Raw genomic sequence first — 18,956 nt, 5'->3', positions numbered from 1 at the left:
CACCGTTTTTCAGTCATTTTATTCAGTATTCGCCACAGAAGATGCAAAGTTCCGCAGAGCTTATCCGTGCGGTTCCGTGCAATTCCGGTGGCAGGAAAAGGAGAAAAAACTCTGTGAGGCTCTGCATCCTCTGCGGTGGAAATTCCATTCGGAGGAGCACTCCGACTATTAATAATAAAAACAACGATATAATGAAAGTAATAAAATTCGGCGGAACGTCCGTAGGTTCCGCCAGCAGTATTTTAAGCGTCAAGAGAATTGTAGAAGCTGTAAATGAGCCTTTGATAGTGGTGGTATCCGCATTGGGCGGCATTACGGACAAGCTGATTAATACTTCGAAAATGGCGGCGGCAGGCGATGCCTCTTATGAGAATGAATTCCGCGAGATAGTGTACCGCCATGTGGAAATGATAAAGGAAGTGATTCCGGCGGGCGAGGCGCAAGTGGCGTTGCAACGCCGGGTAGGGGAGTTGCTTAACGAGCTGAAAGACATCTTCCAGGGCATTTATCTGATTAAAGACCTCTCGCAGAAAACATCCGATACGATTGTGAGCTATGGCGAACGGCTTTCGTCCATTATAGCGGCGCAACTGACGGGGGCGGAATGGTTCGACTCGCGCCGGTTCATCAAAACGGAGAAGAAACATTCCAAACATGTGCTGGATACGGAGCTCACCAATTCGCTGGTGCGGGAAACCTTCCGGAATTTGCCCGCGCGCGCGTTGGTTCCGGGATTTATCTCTACGGATAAGACAACGGGCGAGGTTACCAATCTCGGCCGTGGCGGTTCGGACTACACGGCTGCCATTATCGCTGCGGCGCTGGATGCCGATGCCCTGGAAATCTGGACGGATGTGGACGGATTTATGACTGCCGACCCGCGCGTGATTTCCACCGCCTATACCATTAACGAACTGAGCTATGTAGAGGCTACCGAGCTTTGCAACTTCGGGGCGAAGGTGGTGTACCCGCCTACTATCTATCCGGTTTGCCACAAGAACATACCTATTATAATAAAGAACACCTTCAATCCCGAAGGAGCAGGAACGGTTATCAAGCAAGAAGTGTCCAGCCCGCAGAGCAAGGCCATTAAAGGAATTTCCTCCATTAACGATACGAGCCTGATAACGGTACAAGGACTCGGTATGGTAGGCGTGATTGGAGTAAACTACCGTATCTTCAAGGCTTTGGCAAAGAACGGCATCAGTGTATTCCTCGTGTCGCAGGCCTCCTCGGAGAACTCGACCTCTATCGGCGTGCGCAATGCCGATGCCGACTTGGCATGCGAGGTGCTGAACGGGGAATTTGCCAAAGAGATTGAAATGGGAGAGATTTCGCCCATACAGGCGGAAAAGGACTTGGCTACGGTGGCTATCGTAGGCGAGAACATGAAGCATACGCCGGGCATCGCCGGTAAGCTGTTCGGTACGCTGGGGCGCAACGGTATCAATGTGATAGCCTGCGCGCAGGGAGCCTCGGAAACGAATATCTCGTTCGTGGTAGACAGCAAGTCGCTGCGTAAGTCGCTGAATGTTATCCACGATTCTTTCTTCCTGTCGGAATACCAGGTATTGAACCTCTTTATCTGCGGTATCGGTACGGTGGGCGGCAGCCTGATAGAGCAAATTCACAGCCAGCGCCAGAAGCTGATGCAGGAGAACGGCTTGCAACTCAATGTGGTGGGCATAGCCGATGCCAATAAAGCGATGTTCAGCCGGGAAGGCTTCGACCTGGGGCGCTTCCGCGAAGAACTGCGGGAGAAAGGCAAGGAGAGCTCGCTGGAAATCCTGCGTAACGAGATTGTAGGCATGAATATCTTCAACTCCGTATTTGTGGACTGTACGGCGAGCGCTGGGGTGGCATCCCTTTATAAAGACCTCTTGCAGCATAACGTATCGGTGGTTGCCGCCAATAAGATAGCCGCTTCTTCGGAATACGAAAACTACCGCGAGCTGAAACAGATAGCCCGTCAGCGCGGTGTGAAGTACCTGTTCGAGACGAATGTAGGCGCAGGCCTTCCTATCATCAATACTATCAACGACCTTATCCACAGCGGCGACAAAATACTGAAGATTGAAGCCGTGCTCAGCGGTACGCTGAACTATATCTTCAACAAAATCAGTGCGGACATCCCTTTCAGCAAAACCATTAAAATGGCACAGGAGGAACGCTACTCCGAACCAGACCCGCGCATCGACCTGAGCGGCAAGGATGTAATCCGCAAACTGGTAATCCTGGCACGCGAAGCCGGGTATCGCATCGAGCAGGACGACGTAGAGAAGAACCTCTTTGTGCCCGACGATTTCTTTGAAGGCTCGCTGGACGACTTCTGGAAGAAAGTGCCGGGACTGGATGCGGACTTCGAGGCACGCCGCAAGGTGCTGGAAGCGGAAAACAAGCACTGGCGCTTCGTAGCCAAGCTGGAAAACGGCAAGGCGTCCGTAGGCTTGCAGGAAGTGGGCGCCACCCACCCGTTCTATGGGCTGGAAGGCAGCAATAACATCATCCTGCTAACGACCGAGCGTTATAAAGAATATCCTATGATGATACAAGGCTACGGAGCCGGTGCGGGTGTAACGGCTGCGGGCGTATTTGCGGATATTATGAGTATAGCGAATGTTTAAGGATTCGTAGTTTATGATTTATGGGTGCGGTGCGCCTTATGCGCCCTTCCCGCCCGTAAATCATAAGTTATAAATCGTAAATCATCAACCTTATGAAACACATTATTATATTGGGCGACGGCATGGCCGACTGGTCTGTGAAGTCTTTGGGCAACAAAACACTGTTGCAGGCGGCTAAAACCCCTTATATGGACAAGCTTGCCCGCATGGGGCGTGTAGGCAGGTTAAAGACCGTTGCCGACGGTTTTCATCCGGGCAGCGAAGTAGCCAATATGTCCGTCTTGGGATACGACCTGCCGAAAGTGTACGAAGGGCGCGGCCCGTTGGAGGCGGCAAGCATCGGCATAGACCTGAAGCCGGGCGAAATGGCGATGCGCTGCAACATCATCTGCATCGAAGGGGAAGTTATAAAGAACCATTCTGCCGGACACATCACGACCCGGGAGGCCGATGTGCTGGTAAAATACCTGCAAGAGCATTTGGGGAATGAGCGTGTACGCTTCCATACAGGAGTGCAATACCGTCATCTGTTGGTAATAAAAGGCGGGGACAAGCGCATAGACTGCACTCCGCCGCACGACGTTCCTTTGAAACCCTACCGCCCGTTGCTAGTAAAGCCTATGGAGGGTACGGAGCATATCACCGTGCCCGAAGGCCAGGCCGACCTGACTCCGCAACAGACCGCCGACCTGATTAATGACCTGATAATGCGCTCGCAAGAATTGCTGAAAGAACATCCCGTCAATAAGAAACGTGCGGCGGAAGGCAAAGACCCGGCTAACAGCATCTGGCCTTGGAGCCCCGGTTACCGCCCGCAAATGGAGACACTCTCCGACAAGTTCCCCCAGGTAAAGAAAGGCGCCGTTATCTCTGCCGTTGATTTGATTAACGGCATCGGCTACTATGCCGGCCTGCGCCGCCTCGCGGTAGAAGGGGCTACCGGGCTTTACGATACCAATTACGAAAACAAGGTAGCCGCCGCTCTCGAGGCACTGAAAACGGACGATTTCGTTTACCTGCATATCGAGGCGAGCGATGAGGCGGGGCACGAAGGCGATGTGCCTTTGAAGATGCTTACTATCGAAAACCTGGACAGCCGCGCCGTAGGACCTATTTACGAGGCGGTGAAAGACTGGGAGGAGCCCGTTGCCATAGCCGTGCTGCCCGACCACCCTACTCCCTGCGAGCTCCGTACGCATACCAACGAGCCGATACCGTTCTTCATCTGGTATCCGGGCATCGAACCGGACGAGGTGCAGACTTTCGATGAGGTTGCCGCTTGCAGCGGCAGCTACGGCCTGCTGAAAGAAGACGAGTTTATAAACGAATTCATGAAGCGGTAAAAAGGCGGCAGCTCCCGCCTACATAGCGTAGCCTTTAGTTGTTAATCCTTTAATTATTAGTTTAGTATGAAATATTATAGTACCAATAAACAAGCTCCCGACGCTACTCTTGAAGAAGCCGTAGTGAAAGGGCTTGCCGCAGATAAAGGCCTTTTCATGCCTTTCACCATTAAACCGCTGCCGCAGGATTTTTACGACAGTATCGATACGCTCGGCTTCCAGGAAATAGCCTGCCGGGTGGCGGATGCTTTCTTCGGAGAAGATATTCCCGCAGATACATTAAAGCAGATTGTGTACGACACGCTGAATTTCGATGTGCCTTTGGTGGAAGTGACCGAAAACATCTACTCCCTCGAGCTGTTCCACGGCCCTACGCTTGCCTTCAAGGATGTGGGCGGCCGTTTTATGGCGCGCCTGCTGGGTTATTTCATCAGGAAAGAGGGCAAGAAGCAGGTCGATGTGCTGGTTGCCACCTCGGGAGATACGGGTAGTGCGGTAGCCAACGGCTTTCTTGGCGTAGAGGGCATCCATGTCTACGTGCTTTACCCGAAGGGCAAGGTCAGCGAAATCCAGGAGAAGCAGTTTACCACGCTGGGGCGGAATATTACGGCTCTCGAGGTAGACGGCACGTTCGACGATTGCCAGGCATTGGTGAAAGCCGCCTTCATGGACAAGGAGCTTAACGCACGCCTGCAACTCACCAGCGCCAATTCCATAAACGTAGCGCGTTTCCTGCCTCAGGCTTTCTACTATTTCTATGCTTATGCCCAGTTGAAGCGGGCGGGGAAGGCCGCCAATGCCGTAGTCTGCGTGCCGAGCGGCAATTTCGGCAATATTACAGCCGGCTTGTTCGGCAAGCGTATGGGGTTGCCGGTGAAGCGTTTCATCGCTTCCAACAACCGTAACGATATTTTCTACCAGTACTTGCAGACGGGCGTTTATACACCGCGTCCCAGCATCGCCACGATAGCCAATGCTATGGATGTGGGCGACCCGAGCAACTTCGCCCGCGTTCTCGACCTCTATGGAGGCAGCCATGCTGCTATCTCTGCCGAGATAAGCGGCGCTACTTATACGAACGGGCAGATAGCCGAAACGATGAGGGAAGTCTGGAAAAACAATCATTACCTGCTCGACCCCCATGGCGCCTGCGGTTTCCGCGCATTGCAGGAGGGCTTGCAGCCGGGTGAGACGGGTATTTTCCTGGAAACGGCTCATCCTGCGAAGTTCAAGGATACGGTGGAGCAGATTATCGGTGAAGCCGTGCAGGTTCCGGAGAAGTTACAGGCCTTTATGCGGGGCGAAAAGAAGAGTCTGCCCATTTCGAAAGACTTTGCGGACTTCAAGCGTTACCTGCTGGGCATATCATAGCCGGCTCCTTATACCCCTCCCGGAAGCTGTTCTGAGAGGGGGTAACCTCAACTGTACCTTGAGGCAGACTCAACTATACCTTGAGATAGGCTCAGTCGTAGGGTGAGCTACCCTCAGCCGTACCTTGAGGGTAGCCCGTTTTTATGACGTTTTTTCACCTATTCAGAGGGAGCTTTTTGCGGGCTTTGCGCTTTCTTCGATAAGGGTCTTTAGCCTTCCTGCTTTCCGGCTGTTATCCCAAAGTACGAGTATTTCGATTTTCAGGAGGTTATGCCGGTAGAATATCGTATAGTCGGGGTGGGGAGTGATATACCGTATGTTATCCACTTCCGTGGCCTGCCCTATGAAGGGGTTCAGGGTAATGCGGTGGAGCGCGCCCTGGAGGAACGAGTACATCATCTTTCCCCGGCTTTTGTCGCCGTGCTTTTGCAGCGAGTGCATCAGCAGGCTTTTCAGCGCTTCCTTGGCGAGCGGCGACCAGCTTATTTGTTTAACCATGATTTTACCTCCTTGTCGATTGTAACGTCTTCTTGCCCCTCGCCATGCTCCAGTTGCCGGCAGGCTGTCCGGATATCCTCGCGCAGGCGGGTGGAGAATACGAGGACTTGTCTGGCTGGTTGCGGCGTTTGCCCGGGTGCTGTTTTTTTCATATTTCAGTCTCCTCTTTTTTCTTAAAAACATTGTAAAGTTATGAATTGTTCGGTACAGTCCGTTACTTGCCGCCGAACATTTTTCCGCTATCGTACGTTCTCAATACCTCGAACTCAATATCGGTAATCTCATGAAAGATAAAAAGCTGGAAGCTAATCTCAGTATGGTTGTGTCACGTCTCATGGCAGGTCTGAACATGAACGGGCTGAAGTATTTACTACCTTTATGGTTGGGAGCCTTGACGGGTGTTACCGTACGCTGTACTTTTGCAGCCGTGGCTTTCTGGATAACGGGCTGTTTTGTGAAAGAGGCGCCGGTAGCAGGGAAGATGCGTATCAGTCTGTTCTGCCTGGGGGCTTTCGGGCTTTACGGATTTATGTTCTGTTATCTGCTGGGCATCAGCAAGACCACTCCGGTTTCGAGCGCCATTTTCAACTCGATGCAACCTATCTGGGTGTTTCTTATTTCCGTATTCTTCTTGCACGAAAAGGCTACGCTGATGAAGATTATCGGTATTGCCCTGGGCTTCGGCGGTGCGATGTTATGTATCCTGACGCAGGGCAGTGATGACTTGGCGCACGATGCCCTCACCGGCAACCTGCTCTGCATGGTCAGCTCGTTCGTATTTGCCGTTTATCTGATTGTGAGCAAGAAACTCCTCGAGGAGGTGGGGGTGGTAACGATGATGAAGTATATATTCGGCGGCGCGGCTGTTTCGGGTATCATCGTTTCGTCCATTGCCGGGTGGGATGCGCCGCTGTTTGCAGATGCCTGGTGCGGCGAGTGGCATTGGATGCCGTGGGCTGTACTGGCGTTCGTCCTTGTCTTTCCTACTTATCTCAGCTATTTCCTGGTTCCTATCGGGTTGAAGTATCTAAAGACTACTGTCGTCGCCATTTACAGCTACCTGATATTGGTGGTGACGACGGTCGTTTCCCTCTCGTTGGGGCAAGACCGTTTCAGTTGGCCGCAGGCGGTTGCCATTGCCATGATTTGTATCAGCGTGTACTTTGTGGAGGTAGCTGAGGGTAATTCAAGAACATCAGGTACTCCCCTTCCGCCTCGACCGTAAATTCCGTTCCGGTGCATTCGTTGAGAGTGCCTTGCCACCAGTTGGTGAAGTCGCTGAGCGGATATAGCAGCCCTATGCCGTGCAGCTTGCGGGCATTGAAGTTGATGATAGATACTTGTTGTCCCGGCTCGCAGGGGAATGTATGCGTACCCCGGCAGGGAATAAATACGCCGTAGTCCGTATAGGTACGCACATCGGCTCCGGCATGCATATAGTCCACGAGCAGGCTGATGTTCCCCAGTGTGTGGTCTTCGCGCTTGCCCGTAGCGCCGACAATGGCGATGCGGCGTTTTCCCTGCGCCAGCAGGTAGTTGACGGCTTTGGTCTGGTCGTTCGTGTCCTGTTCGGCGATGCGGTGTAGCAGATGCCCGTATTTCCTGCGGTTCTCCGTGCTGATTGAGTCTCCGTCGCCTATGATGAGGTCGGGGGTATGCCCGTGCCGGATGTATTCGTCCGCACCGCCGTCGCAGCACACTACATAGGGCGCATCCGCCAGTACTTGTAAGGGCAGGGGAGCTGTGGGATATTCCCCGTTTGCCAGAACTACTGCTTCCGGTTTCGTCATCGCTGGTAAATTATAATTCATAACTTATTTCCTTCTTCCATTTGAAGTAGCCAAAGATAGCGATTATTGTGTAAAGGCCGTACAGTGCAGCGGTAAAATCGAGTCCTTTGTAAATGTACAGGCCGGCACTCACGGCGTCTACGCCAATCCATGCCCACCATTGCTCCACGTATTTGCGTGCCAGCATCCACATGCCGATAATGCTGAGTGCGGTGGTAAAGGAGTCCAGCCACGGAACATTGCTGTCTGTAAAGTTGATGAGTATCCAGGCGATGCCCGCAAACGTAACGGCGAACACCGTGCCGAGCGGTAGCAGGTAACGTAGCGGCATGCGGGTAATGGGTAGCTCCTGTTGCCGGTGTTCCGTATCCGCCGTTTTTCTTTTCAGGACGGTACGGCGCAGGAATGCCCCGTACTTCCACATCGTCCAGCCGTACACGGCAGCGCCGAGGTAGTAGATGTTGATACCGAAATCGGCATATAGTCCTGCGTCGTAGTAGACGAAGATGTAGACGGCGGGCATGATGATTCCCGCTATCCAGAGATAGATGCTTGCCCGGTATTCCAACCAGAGGTAGAGAAGCCCTACGAGCGTTCCTATGATTTCGAGTGCCTGTTCCATGCGTATGTGTTATGTGTAATGTGTTTAGAAGTTTAACGGTATGTATATTATGCGTAATGCGTTTGGAGGCTTAGTGGTATGTGTCTCATACGTAAGCGTTTAGGAGTTTAACGGTATGCGTCTCATGCGTAATGCGCTTAGAAGCTTAACGGTATGCGTCTCATGCGTAATGCGTTTAGAAGTTTAACGGTATGCATCTCATGCGTAATGCGTTCAGAAGCTTAGCGAAACGTGTCCCAGTACATTAGTGCCTGCTTGTGCGGCATATCCTGCATAGTTGTAGCGTACTTTCTGCCCGTTTTCATAATAGAAGCCGCTGCCTGCATAACCGTTGTTTTCGTACTCCTCGTTGAATAGGTTGTAAATGGTGCAGCCTACGGTTACCGATTTTATTGCGGGCAGTGCAAATGTGTACGACAGGTTGAGGTTGCTGACGAAATAGGCATCCAGGATATGGTCTTTGCAATCCAGGTTGCTCATATACTGCTTGCTCACGTACTGCGATTGCAAGGATGCTTCGAAGCCTTTGTACGTATAGCCGAAGCGGTTGTTCAGCAGGAAGTCGGGAGAGAAGGCGATGCGGGTGTCGCCCAGGTAGGTGGTCCACTTATCGCCCGCCGGGTCTTCGTTCTCGTACAGGGTTTCGGTGAAGTTCTCTACCCGGTTACGGCTCAGGGTGGCGTTGATGTCCCACTGGAAGCCGCAAGGCAGTTTTAAACCGGCCATAAGTTCGATACCCGTGCGGTAGCTGTCGGGCACGTTGGCGGCTACCGCCTCGCCGATTTCGTTCAGCTCGCCGGTCAGTACCAACTGGTCTTTGTAGTCCATATAGTATAGGTTGACGCCGAAGTTCAGCCATGAGTTGGCAAAGGTGTATCCCAGTTCGTAGTCGAACAGGCGCTCTGCTTTGGGGTGTTCGGCGAACTTGCCGTCCGTATAGTTGTTGCGCGTCGGCTCTTTGTGGGCTACGCTGAAGGAGCCGTACACCCGGTTGCTGCGGTCTATCTGCCACGACAGGCCGGCTTTGGGGTTGAAGAAGCCGAACTTCTCATGAATGGCGAGTTGCTGCAGGCCGTCGTCGGTAACGCTGTTCCACTTGTCGTTCTGCCCGTACAGCTTATAAGAGATGTGACGGTACTGCAAGTCGGCATAGGCGTTGAGGTCGTTGCACAACTCATAGTCGGCTTTCAGGTAGAGGTTGCCGTCGTTCTTGGTAGCGTTGTTGCGGTAGTAGTCTTTGTCGGGATTGAGGTTGCCGAGGTAGTTCTTTACCCACAGTACTCTGCCGAAGTGGTCGCCGTCGTAGCGGTTCAGCCCGCCGCCGAGGGAGGCGTGCAGGCGGCTGCCGTTGTAATTTACGGAGAAGATTCCGCCGCCGAACCGGTTGTCCATCGCTTTCTTGCGGATAAGGTCGCTCTTCTCTACGGTTTCACCGTCGTGTTCGTACGGCAGCAGGCCGTATTCCGCCAATTTGCGCCCGTCTTTGTATTCCTGGTAATAGCCGTCGCCTTTGGTGTAGTGCAGGCCTGCGTTTATGTTCCAGGCGGAGGTGAAGCTGTGGTTGAGGAGCAGTTGGTAGTTCTTCTGCACGTAATTGTCCGTCTGGTCGTCGTAGAAGTGTTGTATTCCGTTTTCGTCGGTGTACATCAGCCCGCAGGAGTTGTAGCGCCGGCCGTACTTTTCCATTTCTTCTTTACTGGCGTAGTTCCAGGCGTGGTAAGTCCGTTCTTTGCCGCCGAAGGTTATCAGTTTGACGGAGGTGTTGTCGTTATAATATCCGCCTTGCAGGTAGTAAGAGTTCAGCCCTACGGATGCGCGGTCGATGTATCCGTCCGAACTGATGTTGGATAGGCGGGCGTCGAAAGACCAATGCCCGTCGATAAGCCCCGTACCTGCTTTTACCGTCTCCTTATGTGTGTTGAAGGAGCCGTACGAGCCGTTCAGCTCGGCATACGGTTTCAGGGAGAAGTCTCCGGTCTGCATGTTGATGCTGGCTCCGAAAGCGCCCGCGCCGTTGGTGGAGGTTCCGGCGCCGCGTTGTATCTGCATGTCTTTTACGGAGGATGCGAAGTCGGGAAGGTTCACCCAGAATACGGTATGGCTTTCGGCATCGTTAATGGGGATGCCGTTGGCGGTGACGTTGATGCGTGTGCCGTCCGTGCCTCGTACCCGTAACGTGGTGTAGCCGATGCCGGCTCCGGCATCGCTGGTGGTAATGGCCGAGGGGGTCATGCTTAGCAGGTACGGCAGGTCTTGGCCGAAGTTTTGTTTCTTGAGCTGCTCCTTGCCGATAGTGGTAAATGCCACCGGGGTGGTTACCGTGGCGCGTGTGGAAATAATCTCTACTTCTTGCAGGTCTATTATCCGCAGGCTGTCCTTTTCTTCGGCCTGTGCACAAACACTCAGCACTGCCGTAAACAGGCAGGCTGCCATTGCATGCTTTTTCATTTGCAATTTTAGCGGTTAATATTAATACGGAAAAGGGGAGCTTTGTTTTTTCCCTACGCCGGCATTACCCGGATCAGGTCAATGGGTATAATCTCAGCCCGTCGTATTAGGGCACCCCTTACTTGAAATCGGATGCAAAAATATCTCTTTTGGCCGAAAGGCGCAAGTAATGTGAACGGAAACTGGAATAATTTGTTAATTTTGTATCCATTAATTTATAAACTATCAATCATTATGTTATCATCTTTATTAATGGCGGCATTTGCCGTCCAGGCTCCTGAAGAAGGCTTCAGCAAGTTTCAGATTTTTGTTCAGCAACTGATAGACTGGGGTGTGGACGCCGGCGGCCGTATCATAGGTGCGGTCATTATTTTCGTAGTAGGGCGTTTCCTGATTTCTTTCATTAGGAAACTCGTTGCCAAGCTGCTCATGAAAAGGCATGTGGATGCGAGTATCCAGAGTTTTGTCAGGAGCTTGGTGAATATCCTGCTGACTATCCTGCTGATTATTGCCGTTATCGGCAAGTTAGGTGTCGAGACTACTTCGTTTGCCGCTTTGCTGGCGTCTGCCGGTGTGGCAATAGGTATGGCGCTCTCCGGAAACTTGCAGAATTTTGCCGGCGGGCTTATCGTTTTGCTATTCCGTCCCTTTAAGGTGGGCGACTGGATTGAAAGCCAGGGGGTATCCGGCACGGTACGCGAAATCCAGATATTCCACACTATCCTTACTACGGCCGATAATAAGGTGATATATATACCTAACGGCGCTTTGAGCAGCGGCACTGTCACTAATTACAGCCGGGAAGATACCCGGCGCGTGGATTGGGTTATCGGCGTGGAGTACGGCGAGAATTATGATAAGGTGGAGAGCACCGTGCGTCGTATCCTTGCTGCCGACAGCCGCATCCTGGATACTCCGGAACCTTTCGTGGCACTTCATGCACTGGATGCCAGCAGTGTGAACATCGTTATCCGCGTTTGGGTGAAAAGCAGTGATTATTGGGGAGTTTATTTCGATATGAACAAGACTATTTATTCCGTATTCAACAAGGAGGGTATCGGTTTCCCGTTCCCGCAGTTGACGGTGCATCAGGCGAAGGATTGATAGGGTGTTGTTTCCCGGAGAGGTTTTGCATAAGTAGGGCTTGTTAAAACTCTTTTTCACCGCATATTGCACGGGCTCGCACAGATTGTCTGTCTTGATAATCGATTAGTTGATTTCAATCTGTGCGAGCCCGTGCAATATGCGGTGAATTTTGATACGTCTTCTTTGTGCGATATGCCCTGTCTCGTTTTTACATTTCGTATATTCCGAGTTCTTCTTCTATTTCTTCGTAAATGTCTTGTTCCAGGTTGAGCAGGCGGTTTATCTCCCTTCGTTTATTCAAGTCCGTGAAATAGCTCTCTACTACTGCGTACAGGTTGAATCCCGTCGTGGAGCCTGCTGCCAGTTCCAGCGACTCTACCAGTTGTTCTACTGCCCGGCGAATGCGTCTTTTGTCGATGAGGTGCAGTTCATTGCTATGAATCAGGTTCTTTTCCATAATGGTTGCTTCTTTAAGTTAGTATTGTTATAACGTTCGGCCGGACAACTTGGTTCATGCGGGCGGGTAGGGGAGGAGGGAGTTTGTCATGTCGTTTTTGTTGTTATATTTGCAGAAAAATACAAATTGAGGTGATAAGGGCTCTGTTTATTAAAATATTACGGTATGCAATGCTTTTTGCGGTCTTGTTCTCATGCGGAATGGGTTATCTTACACTTGAAAAAACATTGACTGCTTGGTGGATACCCGTGGGCGTAGGCGTTGCAGCAGGCGTGCTGACGCTTCCCCTTTACCGGAAATGGGCATGGCTGACAACCGTGGAGGGTGGGATAGTGAATATATTGTGCCATTTAGTATGTGTAGGTTCCATTTGTTGTGCCTTGTTTCTTACGGGTAATTGCAGGCTGGCGGATGCCGGCTCTGTGTATGATGTCACGGTCACTGTGCTCGACAAGCATGTGGAGCAACATGAAAAACGGCGTAAAGTAGGGAAACGTACCTATGTCCCCAACGGTGTCCGGTATGAATATTACCTCCGGGTTGCTTTTGATAATGGTGCGGTAGAGACGCTACACGTTTCCCGTGCTGTTTATCAGGAAGCGCAGAAGGGAAAATTTTGGCTTTAAGCCGGGGAGCATTCGGGCTTCCGGTGATAAGGAAAGGCGTATAGTTGGGAAAGAAGACAGGGCTTTCTTTCTATTCAGACTAACAAAAATTTATGCTTAATCTTATGAATCCCTCAGATTTTTACGTTGACCCTTAATTAGCGTCACCTGCTACCAATTGATGCAAAAACAAAAAAAGACCGCCAAGAGTGGAAGCCTCTCAACAGTCTAAATCTTTCTTTGTAGCGGGACCCGGGATTGAACCGGGGACCTCATGATTATGAATCATGCGCTCTAACCAGCTGAGCTATCCCGCCATCATTTCTCGATTGCGGGTGCAAAGATATAACTTTTATTTAAACTGCCAAAACTTTTGAGTGGATTTTCTGTTATTTATTTTATTAACCGGAAGAAGGAATAGTATTCTCTTCTTTTTTGTAAACCGTGTTGTGGCACATTATCAATGGTTTAACATGGTGCGGTGAAGTTGATGTAAATAAAAATAATGAATTATTTTCTCTAATTAGAAAAAAGTATTTATCTTGGCTGACGCAATAAAAAGCAGAATAGACTATGGAAAGAAAAAAAATACATTTGGAATATCTCTTGAATGCGACTTCTAAAAGTATTCTTTGGACGGCAATAAGTACTCCTACCGGTTTGGAAGGCTGGTTTGCAGACAGGGTTCAGTCGGACGATAAGACCGTTTCCTTTTTCTGGGGTAAGACGGAAAGGCGCGATGCCGAGATTATCGCTGTGCGGGCGTATTCTTTTATCCGTTTCCGTTGGCTCGATGACGAAAATCCGCGTGAGTATTTCGAATTAAAGATGACAAATAATGAGCTGACCAATGATTTCGTACTTGAAATTACAGACTTTACCAATGCAGACGAGGCAAATGATTTATGCGAGCTGTGGGAATCCCAGGTAGATACTTTACGTAGAACATGCGGTTTTTAGTTAACTTTCGATTAAAAATTTCCCGTACTCCCTTTTTTATGCTACTTTTGTGCGTTCATTGCATGAAACGAGTAAAATGCTGCGCATAAAAAAGTTAGATATATTTATATTAAAGAGCTTTTGCATGCTCTTTATGGGCACTTTCTTCATCTGTCTTTTCATCTTCATGATGCAGTTTCTGTGGAAGTATGTAGACGAAATGGTGGGAAAAGGACTGGAGATGAACGTGCTTGCCCAGTTTTTCTTCTATTCGGCACTGACACTCGTGCCGGCTTCGCTGCCTCTGGCAATTCTGCTGGCAGCTCTTATCACATTTGGTAATTTCGGGGAGCGTTTTGAACTGCTCGCCATGAAAGCGGCAGGTATTTCCTTGCTGAAAATCATGCGTCCGCTGATAATTTTCATATCCATTATCTGCTGTGTTTCTTTCTATTTCCAGAACGTCATCGGACCTAAGGCGCAGACCAAGCTTTGGACATTGTTGGTATCCATGAAGCAGAAGTCGCCCGAGGTGGATATTCCCGAAGGGGTGTTCTACGACGAGATAGACGGATATAATCTGTACGTCAAACATAAGAACCGTAAAACGGGTATGCTGTATGATGTACTGATTTATAATTTCGAGAAAGGCTTCGAGAATGCGCAAATAATCAAGTCGGACTCCGGGAGGTTGGAAATGACGGCGGACAAACAGCATCTTTACCTGCATCTTTATAGTGGCGAACAGTTTGAAAACCTGAAATCGCAGAACATGAGCCAGAAGAACGTGCCCTATCGCAGGGAAACTTTCGTTGAGAAACATGCGATTATCGAGTTCGACTCGGATTTCAATATGGTGGATGCCGGATTTATGAGCAACCAGTCCAACAGTAAGGATATGAAGATGTTGCAGGCAGGCATCGATTCCATGAAACTGCAAAACGACAGCATCGGGCGTACTTATTATAAGGAAGCTATGGCGGGTACGTATAAAGCCACTACCAATACATTGAGCAAAGCCGATACGATAAAGATAGAATCTGCCCGTTTGGGGAGCTATAATGTAGACAGCCTGTTCGATGCGGCTACTTTGATGCAGAAGCAGAAGATAATGTCTACTGCCGTCAGCCGTGCGGAGAGTGCGGCAAGCGACTGGAGCTTCAAGGGATTCAATATATTGCAGACGGAAACCAGCTTGAGGCGTCACATGACCTCCTGGCACGAGAAGTTGACACTTTCGTTGGCGTGCCTTATCTTCTTTTTCATCGGCGCGCCGTTGGGCGGTATCATCCGTAAAGGCGGTCTGGGCATGCCTGTGGTAGTGTCTGTGCTTATCTTTATTATTTACTACATTATCAATAATACGGGCTATAAAATGGCGCGTGACGGTAAGTGGATTGTGTGGATGGGCATGTGGACCAGTACGGCCGTGCTGGCTCCGTTGGGAGCATTCCTCACCTATAAATCCAACAATGACTCGGTTGTACTGAATGCCGATGCTTATATCAACTGGTTCAAGAGGATAGCAGGTATCCGCAGCGTTCGTCATCTTTTCCGGAAGGAAGTGATTATCCATGACCCGGATTACGACCGCCTGCCGGGAGAGCTCCGGCAGCTTTCGGCGGAGTGCCGTGCGTATGCCGACAAGAAGGCGTTGAAGCGCGCCCCCAATTATTTCAGTCTGTGGATGAACCATACGCCGCACGACGAGGAGGTGGCGGCGCTCAATGACCGCATGGAGGCTTTGATAGACGAGATGTCCAATACACGGTCTATACCGTTGCTGACGGCGCTGAATAATTACCCGATTATCGCCGTCCATGCCCATGTGCGTCCTTTCCGTAATTACTGGCTGAATATGCTGTGTGGCGTGATAGTTCCTGTGGGCTTGTTTTTCTATTTTCGTATTTGGGCATTCCGTATCCGGCTGAATAAGGACATGGAGCGGATTATCCGTACAAACGAAGAGATACAGAATATAATAAAGGTCAACCTGAATAAATAATAAAGAATGGATATATGGAAAAAGTAAAATTGAATACAATAGAAGAGGCTATTGAAGATTTCAAGACGGGTAATTTCGTAATCATAGTCGATGATGAAGACCGTGAGAACGAGGGAGATTTGATTATCGCCGCCGAGAATATAACGCCGGAGAAAGTGAATTTCATGCTGAAACATGCACGCGGCGTATTATGCGCCCCGATTACGGTATCCCGTTGCAAGGAGTTGGATTTGCCCCACCAGGTGTCCGACAATACTTCCGTATTGGGGACTCCCTTCACGGTGACTATCGATAAGCTGGAAGGCTGTACGACCGGTGTGTCTGCCGCCGACCGTGCTGCGACTATCCGGGCATTGGCCGACCCGGCTTCTACTCCGGCCACTTTCGGCCGCCCGGGACACATCAATCCGCTGTATGCGCAGGAGAAAGGTGTGCTGCGTCGTGCCGGGCATACCGAAGCGACAATCGACATGTGCCGTATGGCCGGTTTTTATCCTGCCGGTGCGCTTATGGAGATTATGAATGATGACGGTACAATGGCACGTCTGCCCGAGTTGCGTAAAATGGCGGATGAATTTAACTTGAAGCTGATTTCTATCCGCGACATGATAGCCTACCGTCTCCAACAGGAATCTATCGTAGAGAAGGGGGTAGAGGTGGATATGCCGACGGAACACGGACATTTTCGCTTGATTCCTTTCCGTCAGAAATCCAATGGCTTGGAGCATGTAGCTTTATTCAAAGGAGCTTGGGCGCCCGACGAGCCTGTGCTGGTGCGTGTACACTCGTCTTGTGCTACGGGAGACATTTTCGGCTCTATGCGTTGCGATTGCGGCGAACAACTGCACAAAGCTATGGAAATGATTGAAAAGGCAGGCAAAGGCGTTATCGTATATCTCAACCAGGAAGGCCGCGGAATTGGGTTAATGGAAAAAATGAAGGCGTACAAGCTTCAGGAAGACGGCATGGATACGGTGGATGCCAATATCTGCCTCGGACATCTGGCGGATGAACGCGATTATGGGGTAGGCGCTCAAATCCTGCGTGAGCTGGGCGTGCACAAGATGCGCCTGATGACGAATAATCCGGTGAAACGTGTCGGATTGGAGGCTTATGGCCTGGAGATTGTAGAGAATGTGCCGGTAGAAACGAGTCCGAACCAGTATAACGAACGCTACCTGCGTACGAAGAAGGAGCGCATGGGGCATACGCTTCATTTTAATAAATAAGAAAGTACAAACCATTAATATAGAAACATAATGAATCAATTATCAAATCGTTTGAACAGTTTGTCGCCCTCTGCGACGCTGGCTATGTCTCAAAAGAGCGCAGAGCTGAAAGCTCAAGGCGTAGACGTAATTAATCTGAGTGTCGGAGAGCCGGATTTTAATACGCCCGACCACATTAAAGAGGCTGCGAAAAAGGCGGTAGACGATAATTTTTCCCGCTATTCTCCCGTTCCGGGTTATCCGGCTTTGCGCAATGCTATCGTAGAGAAGTTGAAAAAAGAAAACGGTTTGGAATATACTGCTGCACAGATTTCTTGTGCCAACGGGGCGAAGCAATCGGTTTGCAATGCAATTCTGGTATTGGTAAATCCGGGAGACGAGGTTATTGTGCCTGCGCCGTACTGGGTCAGCTACCCCGAAATGGTGAAGCTGGCAGAAGGTAGACCGGTGATTGTAACGGCAGGTATCGAGCAGGATTTCAAGATTACACCTGCACAGTTGGAAGCAGCCATTACCCCGAAAACCAAAGCTTTGATTCTTTGTTCTCCTTCCAATCCTACCGGTTCCGTGTATAGCAAGGAAGAACTTGCCGGATTGGTTGCCGTATTGGCTAAATATCCGCAGGTGATTGTTATTGCCGATGAAATTTACGAACATATCAATTACATCGGCAAGCATCAGAGCATTGCACAGTTCCCGGAGATGAAAGACCGTACCGTGATTGTAAACGGAGTTTCCAAGGCTTATGCCATGACTGGCTGGCGTATCGGTTTCATTGCCGGACCGGAATGGATTGTAAAGGCTTGCAATAAACTGCAAGGTCAGTACACCTCAGGCCCGTGCTCTGTGTCCCAGAAAGCTGCCGAAGCAGCCTATACAGGAACGCAGGCTCCGGTAGAAGAAATGCGCAAGGCTTTCGAGCGCCGTCGCGACCTCATTGTGAAGCTGGCTAAAGAAGTGCCGGGCTTTGAGGTAAATGTACCGGAGGGCGCTTTCTACCTATTCCCGAAGTGCAGCTCGTTCTTCGGTAAATCTGCGGATGACCGTAAGATTAATGATTCTGACGATTTGGCTATGTACTTGTTGGAGGTTGCTCACGTGGCTTGTGTAGGCGGTGCTTCTTTCGGTGCTCCCGAATGTATCCGCATGAGCTATGCAACCAGTGACGAGAATATCGTAGAGGCTATTCGCCGCATCAAAGAGGCGTTGGCAAAATTGGCATAATCTTTTTACAGCAAAGAGTTAACTTTGTATGCCGTACTTGGTTAACTTCTTGCTGTTACGAAGTTAACAGGCTGTTTGCACGATATTAACTTCTTGTAATGCCGGATGTTAACTTCATAACCCTATATAAACAATAAAAATGGCATGTGGAATGAGAAACTATACTCATGTACACATGCCACCTTAGGGACATTCAATAATAATATAAATCAGCCAACTAATTCATGCTCAAAGCATCGCGAATTAGTTGGCTTTTTTAGTATCTTTAGATAGGGACATTTACTGAATATCCCACCTTATATTTTCAGAACTTTACTGGATATCCCTGATTCATTACGAATTAGTTGATTGATTTTATGTGTTTTCTGAATATCCTTATGAATTAGTCGGCTGATTTTATTCTATTTACTGAATGTCCCTAAATAAAAAGTAAAAAGAGGTTGTGTCAACATTTTGACACAACCTTTTTTATGCACAAAGCCCAGACTTTCCCAAGCCCGGGCTTTGTTATTAGCCAAAGTTTATGTAACTTTAGGCATCAGTTTTTTCGTTATGGCAAAGTTACATTTTCGTCCTTACATTCCCAACCAAACGGTTCTTTTTCCACAAAGAATTGATGAAAACATAGCTGCGGGCGACCCTGTCCGCATAGTCAATGCAGTTGTTGACAGTCTCGATCTTGATAATTTCAAGAAGCTTTATAAAGAAACGGGGC

16 protein-coding genes, 1 tRNA gene, 1 pseudogene and 1 riboswitch are annotated in these 18,956 nt (G+C 49.9%); of the genes and pseudogenes, 11 read left to right on the top strand and 7 right to left on the bottom strand.

Annotation, left to right across the window (positions count from 1 at the left end):
- Positions 1 to 191 precede the first annotated feature (191 nt).
- The 3 genes from thrA (at position 192) to thrC (ending at position 5,338) form a co-directional block, all read left to right on the top strand.
- Positions 192 to 2,624: a bifunctional aspartate kinase/homoserine dehydrogenase I gene (gene thrA, locus C233_RS0113955; protein WP_018668192.1), complete on the top strand. Its 2,433-nt coding sequence runs from the start codon at positions 192 to 194 to the stop codon at positions 2,622 to 2,624.
- A gap of 92 nt (positions 2,625 to 2,716) precedes the next feature.
- Entirely contained in the window at positions 2,717 to 3,967 is a 1,251-nt protein-coding gene (locus C233_RS0113950; protein WP_018668191.1) for a cofactor-independent phosphoglycerate mutase, read from the top strand.
- Between the two features lie 66 nt (positions 3,968 to 4,033).
- Positions 4,034 to 5,338, top strand: coding sequence for a threonine synthase (gene thrC, locus C233_RS0113945; RefSeq protein WP_018668190.1), 1,305 nt, complete (start codon positions 4,034 to 4,036; stop codon positions 5,336 to 5,338).
- A gap of 162 nt (positions 5,339 to 5,500) precedes the next feature.
- Here the strand turns inward: thrC and C233_RS0113940 are convergent, their stop codons facing one another.
- Both C233_RS0113940 and C233_RS24535 read right to left on the bottom strand, forming a co-directional pair.
- Positions 5,501 to 5,836 carry a type II toxin-antitoxin system RelE/ParE family toxin gene (locus C233_RS0113940; RefSeq protein ID WP_018668189.1) on the bottom strand — a complete coding sequence of 112 codons (336 nt, stop codon included), beginning with the start codon at positions 5,834 to 5,836 and terminating at the stop codon, positions 5,501 to 5,503.
- Positions 5,821 to 5,988 (bottom strand): hypothetical protein, encoded by a 168-nt coding sequence (locus tag C233_RS24535; RefSeq protein ID WP_018668188.1) that lies wholly within the window; start codon positions 5,986 to 5,988, stop codon positions 5,821 to 5,823. The genes C233_RS0113940 and C233_RS24535 overlap by 16 nt, the downstream gene beginning before the upstream one ends.
- Positions 5,989 to 6,119: 131 nt before the next feature.
- On the opposite strand from C233_RS24535, the gene C233_RS0113930 reads away from it, so the two are divergent.
- A complete protein-coding gene (locus C233_RS0113930; RefSeq protein WP_025068890.1) occupies positions 6,120 to 7,061 on the top strand; it encodes a DMT family transporter in 942 nt (313 codons plus the stop codon).
- On the opposite strand, the gene C233_RS0113925 is transcribed toward C233_RS0113930, so the two are convergent.
- From C233_RS0113925 to C233_RS0113915, 3 genes are all read right to left on the bottom strand, one after another.
- Positions 6,988 to 7,647 (bottom strand): thiamine diphosphokinase, encoded by a 660-nt coding sequence (locus C233_RS0113925; RefSeq protein ID WP_026314866.1) that lies wholly within the window; start codon positions 7,645 to 7,647, stop codon positions 6,988 to 6,990. The genes C233_RS0113930 and C233_RS0113925 overlap by 74 nt on opposite strands.
- The gene (gene pnuC / locus C233_RS0113920) at positions 7,637 to 8,248 is read right to left on the bottom strand and encodes a nicotinamide riboside transporter PnuC (RefSeq protein WP_018668185.1); all 612 of its coding nucleotides are present in this window, start codon (positions 8,246 to 8,248) and stop codon (positions 7,637 to 7,639) included. Before pnuC ends, C233_RS0113925 begins: the two co-directional genes overlap by 11 nt.
- A gap of 213 nt (positions 8,249 to 8,461) precedes the next feature.
- Complete coding sequence (locus tag C233_RS0113915) at positions 8,462 to 10,696, bottom strand: TonB-dependent receptor (RefSeq protein WP_018668184.1); 2,235 nt, start codon at positions 10,694 to 10,696, stop codon at positions 8,462 to 8,464.
- A gap of 33 nt (positions 10,697 to 10,729) precedes the next feature.
- A riboswitch (TPP riboswitch) is annotated at positions 10,730 to 10,825 on the bottom strand.
- Positions 10,826 to 10,948: 123 nt separating this feature from the next.
- Between C233_RS0113915 and C233_RS0113910 the strand changes: the two genes are divergently transcribed.
- Complete coding sequence (locus tag C233_RS0113910) at positions 10,949 to 11,800, top strand: mechanosensitive ion channel family protein (RefSeq protein ID WP_018668183.1); 852 nt, start codon at positions 10,949 to 10,951, stop codon at positions 11,798 to 11,800.
- 190 nt (positions 11,801 to 11,990) lie between these two features.
- On the opposite strand, the gene C233_RS0113905 is transcribed toward C233_RS0113910, so the two are convergent.
- Positions 11,991 to 12,239, bottom strand: coding sequence for a hypothetical protein (locus C233_RS0113905; protein WP_018668182.1), 249 nt, complete (start codon positions 12,237 to 12,239; stop codon positions 11,991 to 11,993).
- Positions 12,240 to 12,439: 200 nt separating this feature from the next.
- Here C233_RS0113905 and C233_RS22735 point away from each other — a divergent pair, with 200 nt between their 5' ends.
- Positions 12,440 to 12,865 (top strand): hypothetical protein, encoded by a 426-nt coding sequence (locus C233_RS22735; protein ID WP_018668181.1) that lies wholly within the window; start codon positions 12,440 to 12,442, stop codon positions 12,863 to 12,865.
- 222 nt (positions 12,866 to 13,087) lie between these two features.
- Here the strand turns inward: C233_RS22735 and C233_RS0113895 are convergent.
- Positions 13,088 to 13,161 (bottom strand) — tRNA-Met (locus tag C233_RS0113895).
- Between the two features lie 256 nt (positions 13,162 to 13,417).
- Between C233_RS0113895 and C233_RS0113890 the strand changes: the two genes are divergently transcribed.
- The 5 genes and pseudogenes from C233_RS0113890 to C233_RS24160 all read left to right on the top strand — a co-directional run.
- On the top strand, positions 13,418 to 13,804 hold the full coding sequence (locus C233_RS0113890; protein ID WP_018668180.1) for an START-like domain-containing protein: 387 nt from the start codon (positions 13,418 to 13,420) through the stop codon (positions 13,802 to 13,804).
- 76 nt (positions 13,805 to 13,880) lie between these two features.
- Positions 13,881 to 15,788, top strand: a complete 1,908-nt coding sequence (locus C233_RS0113885) for an LptF/LptG family permease (RefSeq protein WP_018668179.1) — start codon at positions 13,881 to 13,883, stop codon at positions 15,786 to 15,788.
- A 14-nt stretch (positions 15,789 to 15,802) separates the two neighbouring features.
- Positions 15,803 to 17,017, top strand: a complete 1,215-nt coding sequence (locus C233_RS0113880; protein WP_018668178.1) for a bifunctional 3,4-dihydroxy-2-butanone-4-phosphate synthase/GTP cyclohydrolase II — start codon at positions 15,803 to 15,805, stop codon at positions 17,015 to 17,017.
- 30 nt (positions 17,018 to 17,047) lie between these two features.
- A complete protein-coding gene (locus tag C233_RS0113875) occupies positions 17,048 to 18,241 on the top strand; it encodes a pyridoxal phosphate-dependent aminotransferase (RefSeq protein WP_025068891.1) in 1,194 nt (397 codons plus the stop codon).
- 552 nt (positions 18,242 to 18,793) lie between these two features.
- Positions 18,794 to 18,956, top strand: a pseudogene (locus C233_RS24160) (IS5/IS1182 family transposase); the annotation flags it as partial.

It is taken from the genome of Bacteroides gallinarum DSM 18171 = JCM 13658 (genome assembly GCF_000374365.1).
Taxonomy (GTDB): domain Bacteria; phylum Bacteroidota; class Bacteroidia; order Bacteroidales; family Bacteroidaceae; genus Bacteroides; species Bacteroides gallinarum.
This window is presented reverse-complemented; position numbering and strand designations above follow the sequence as displayed.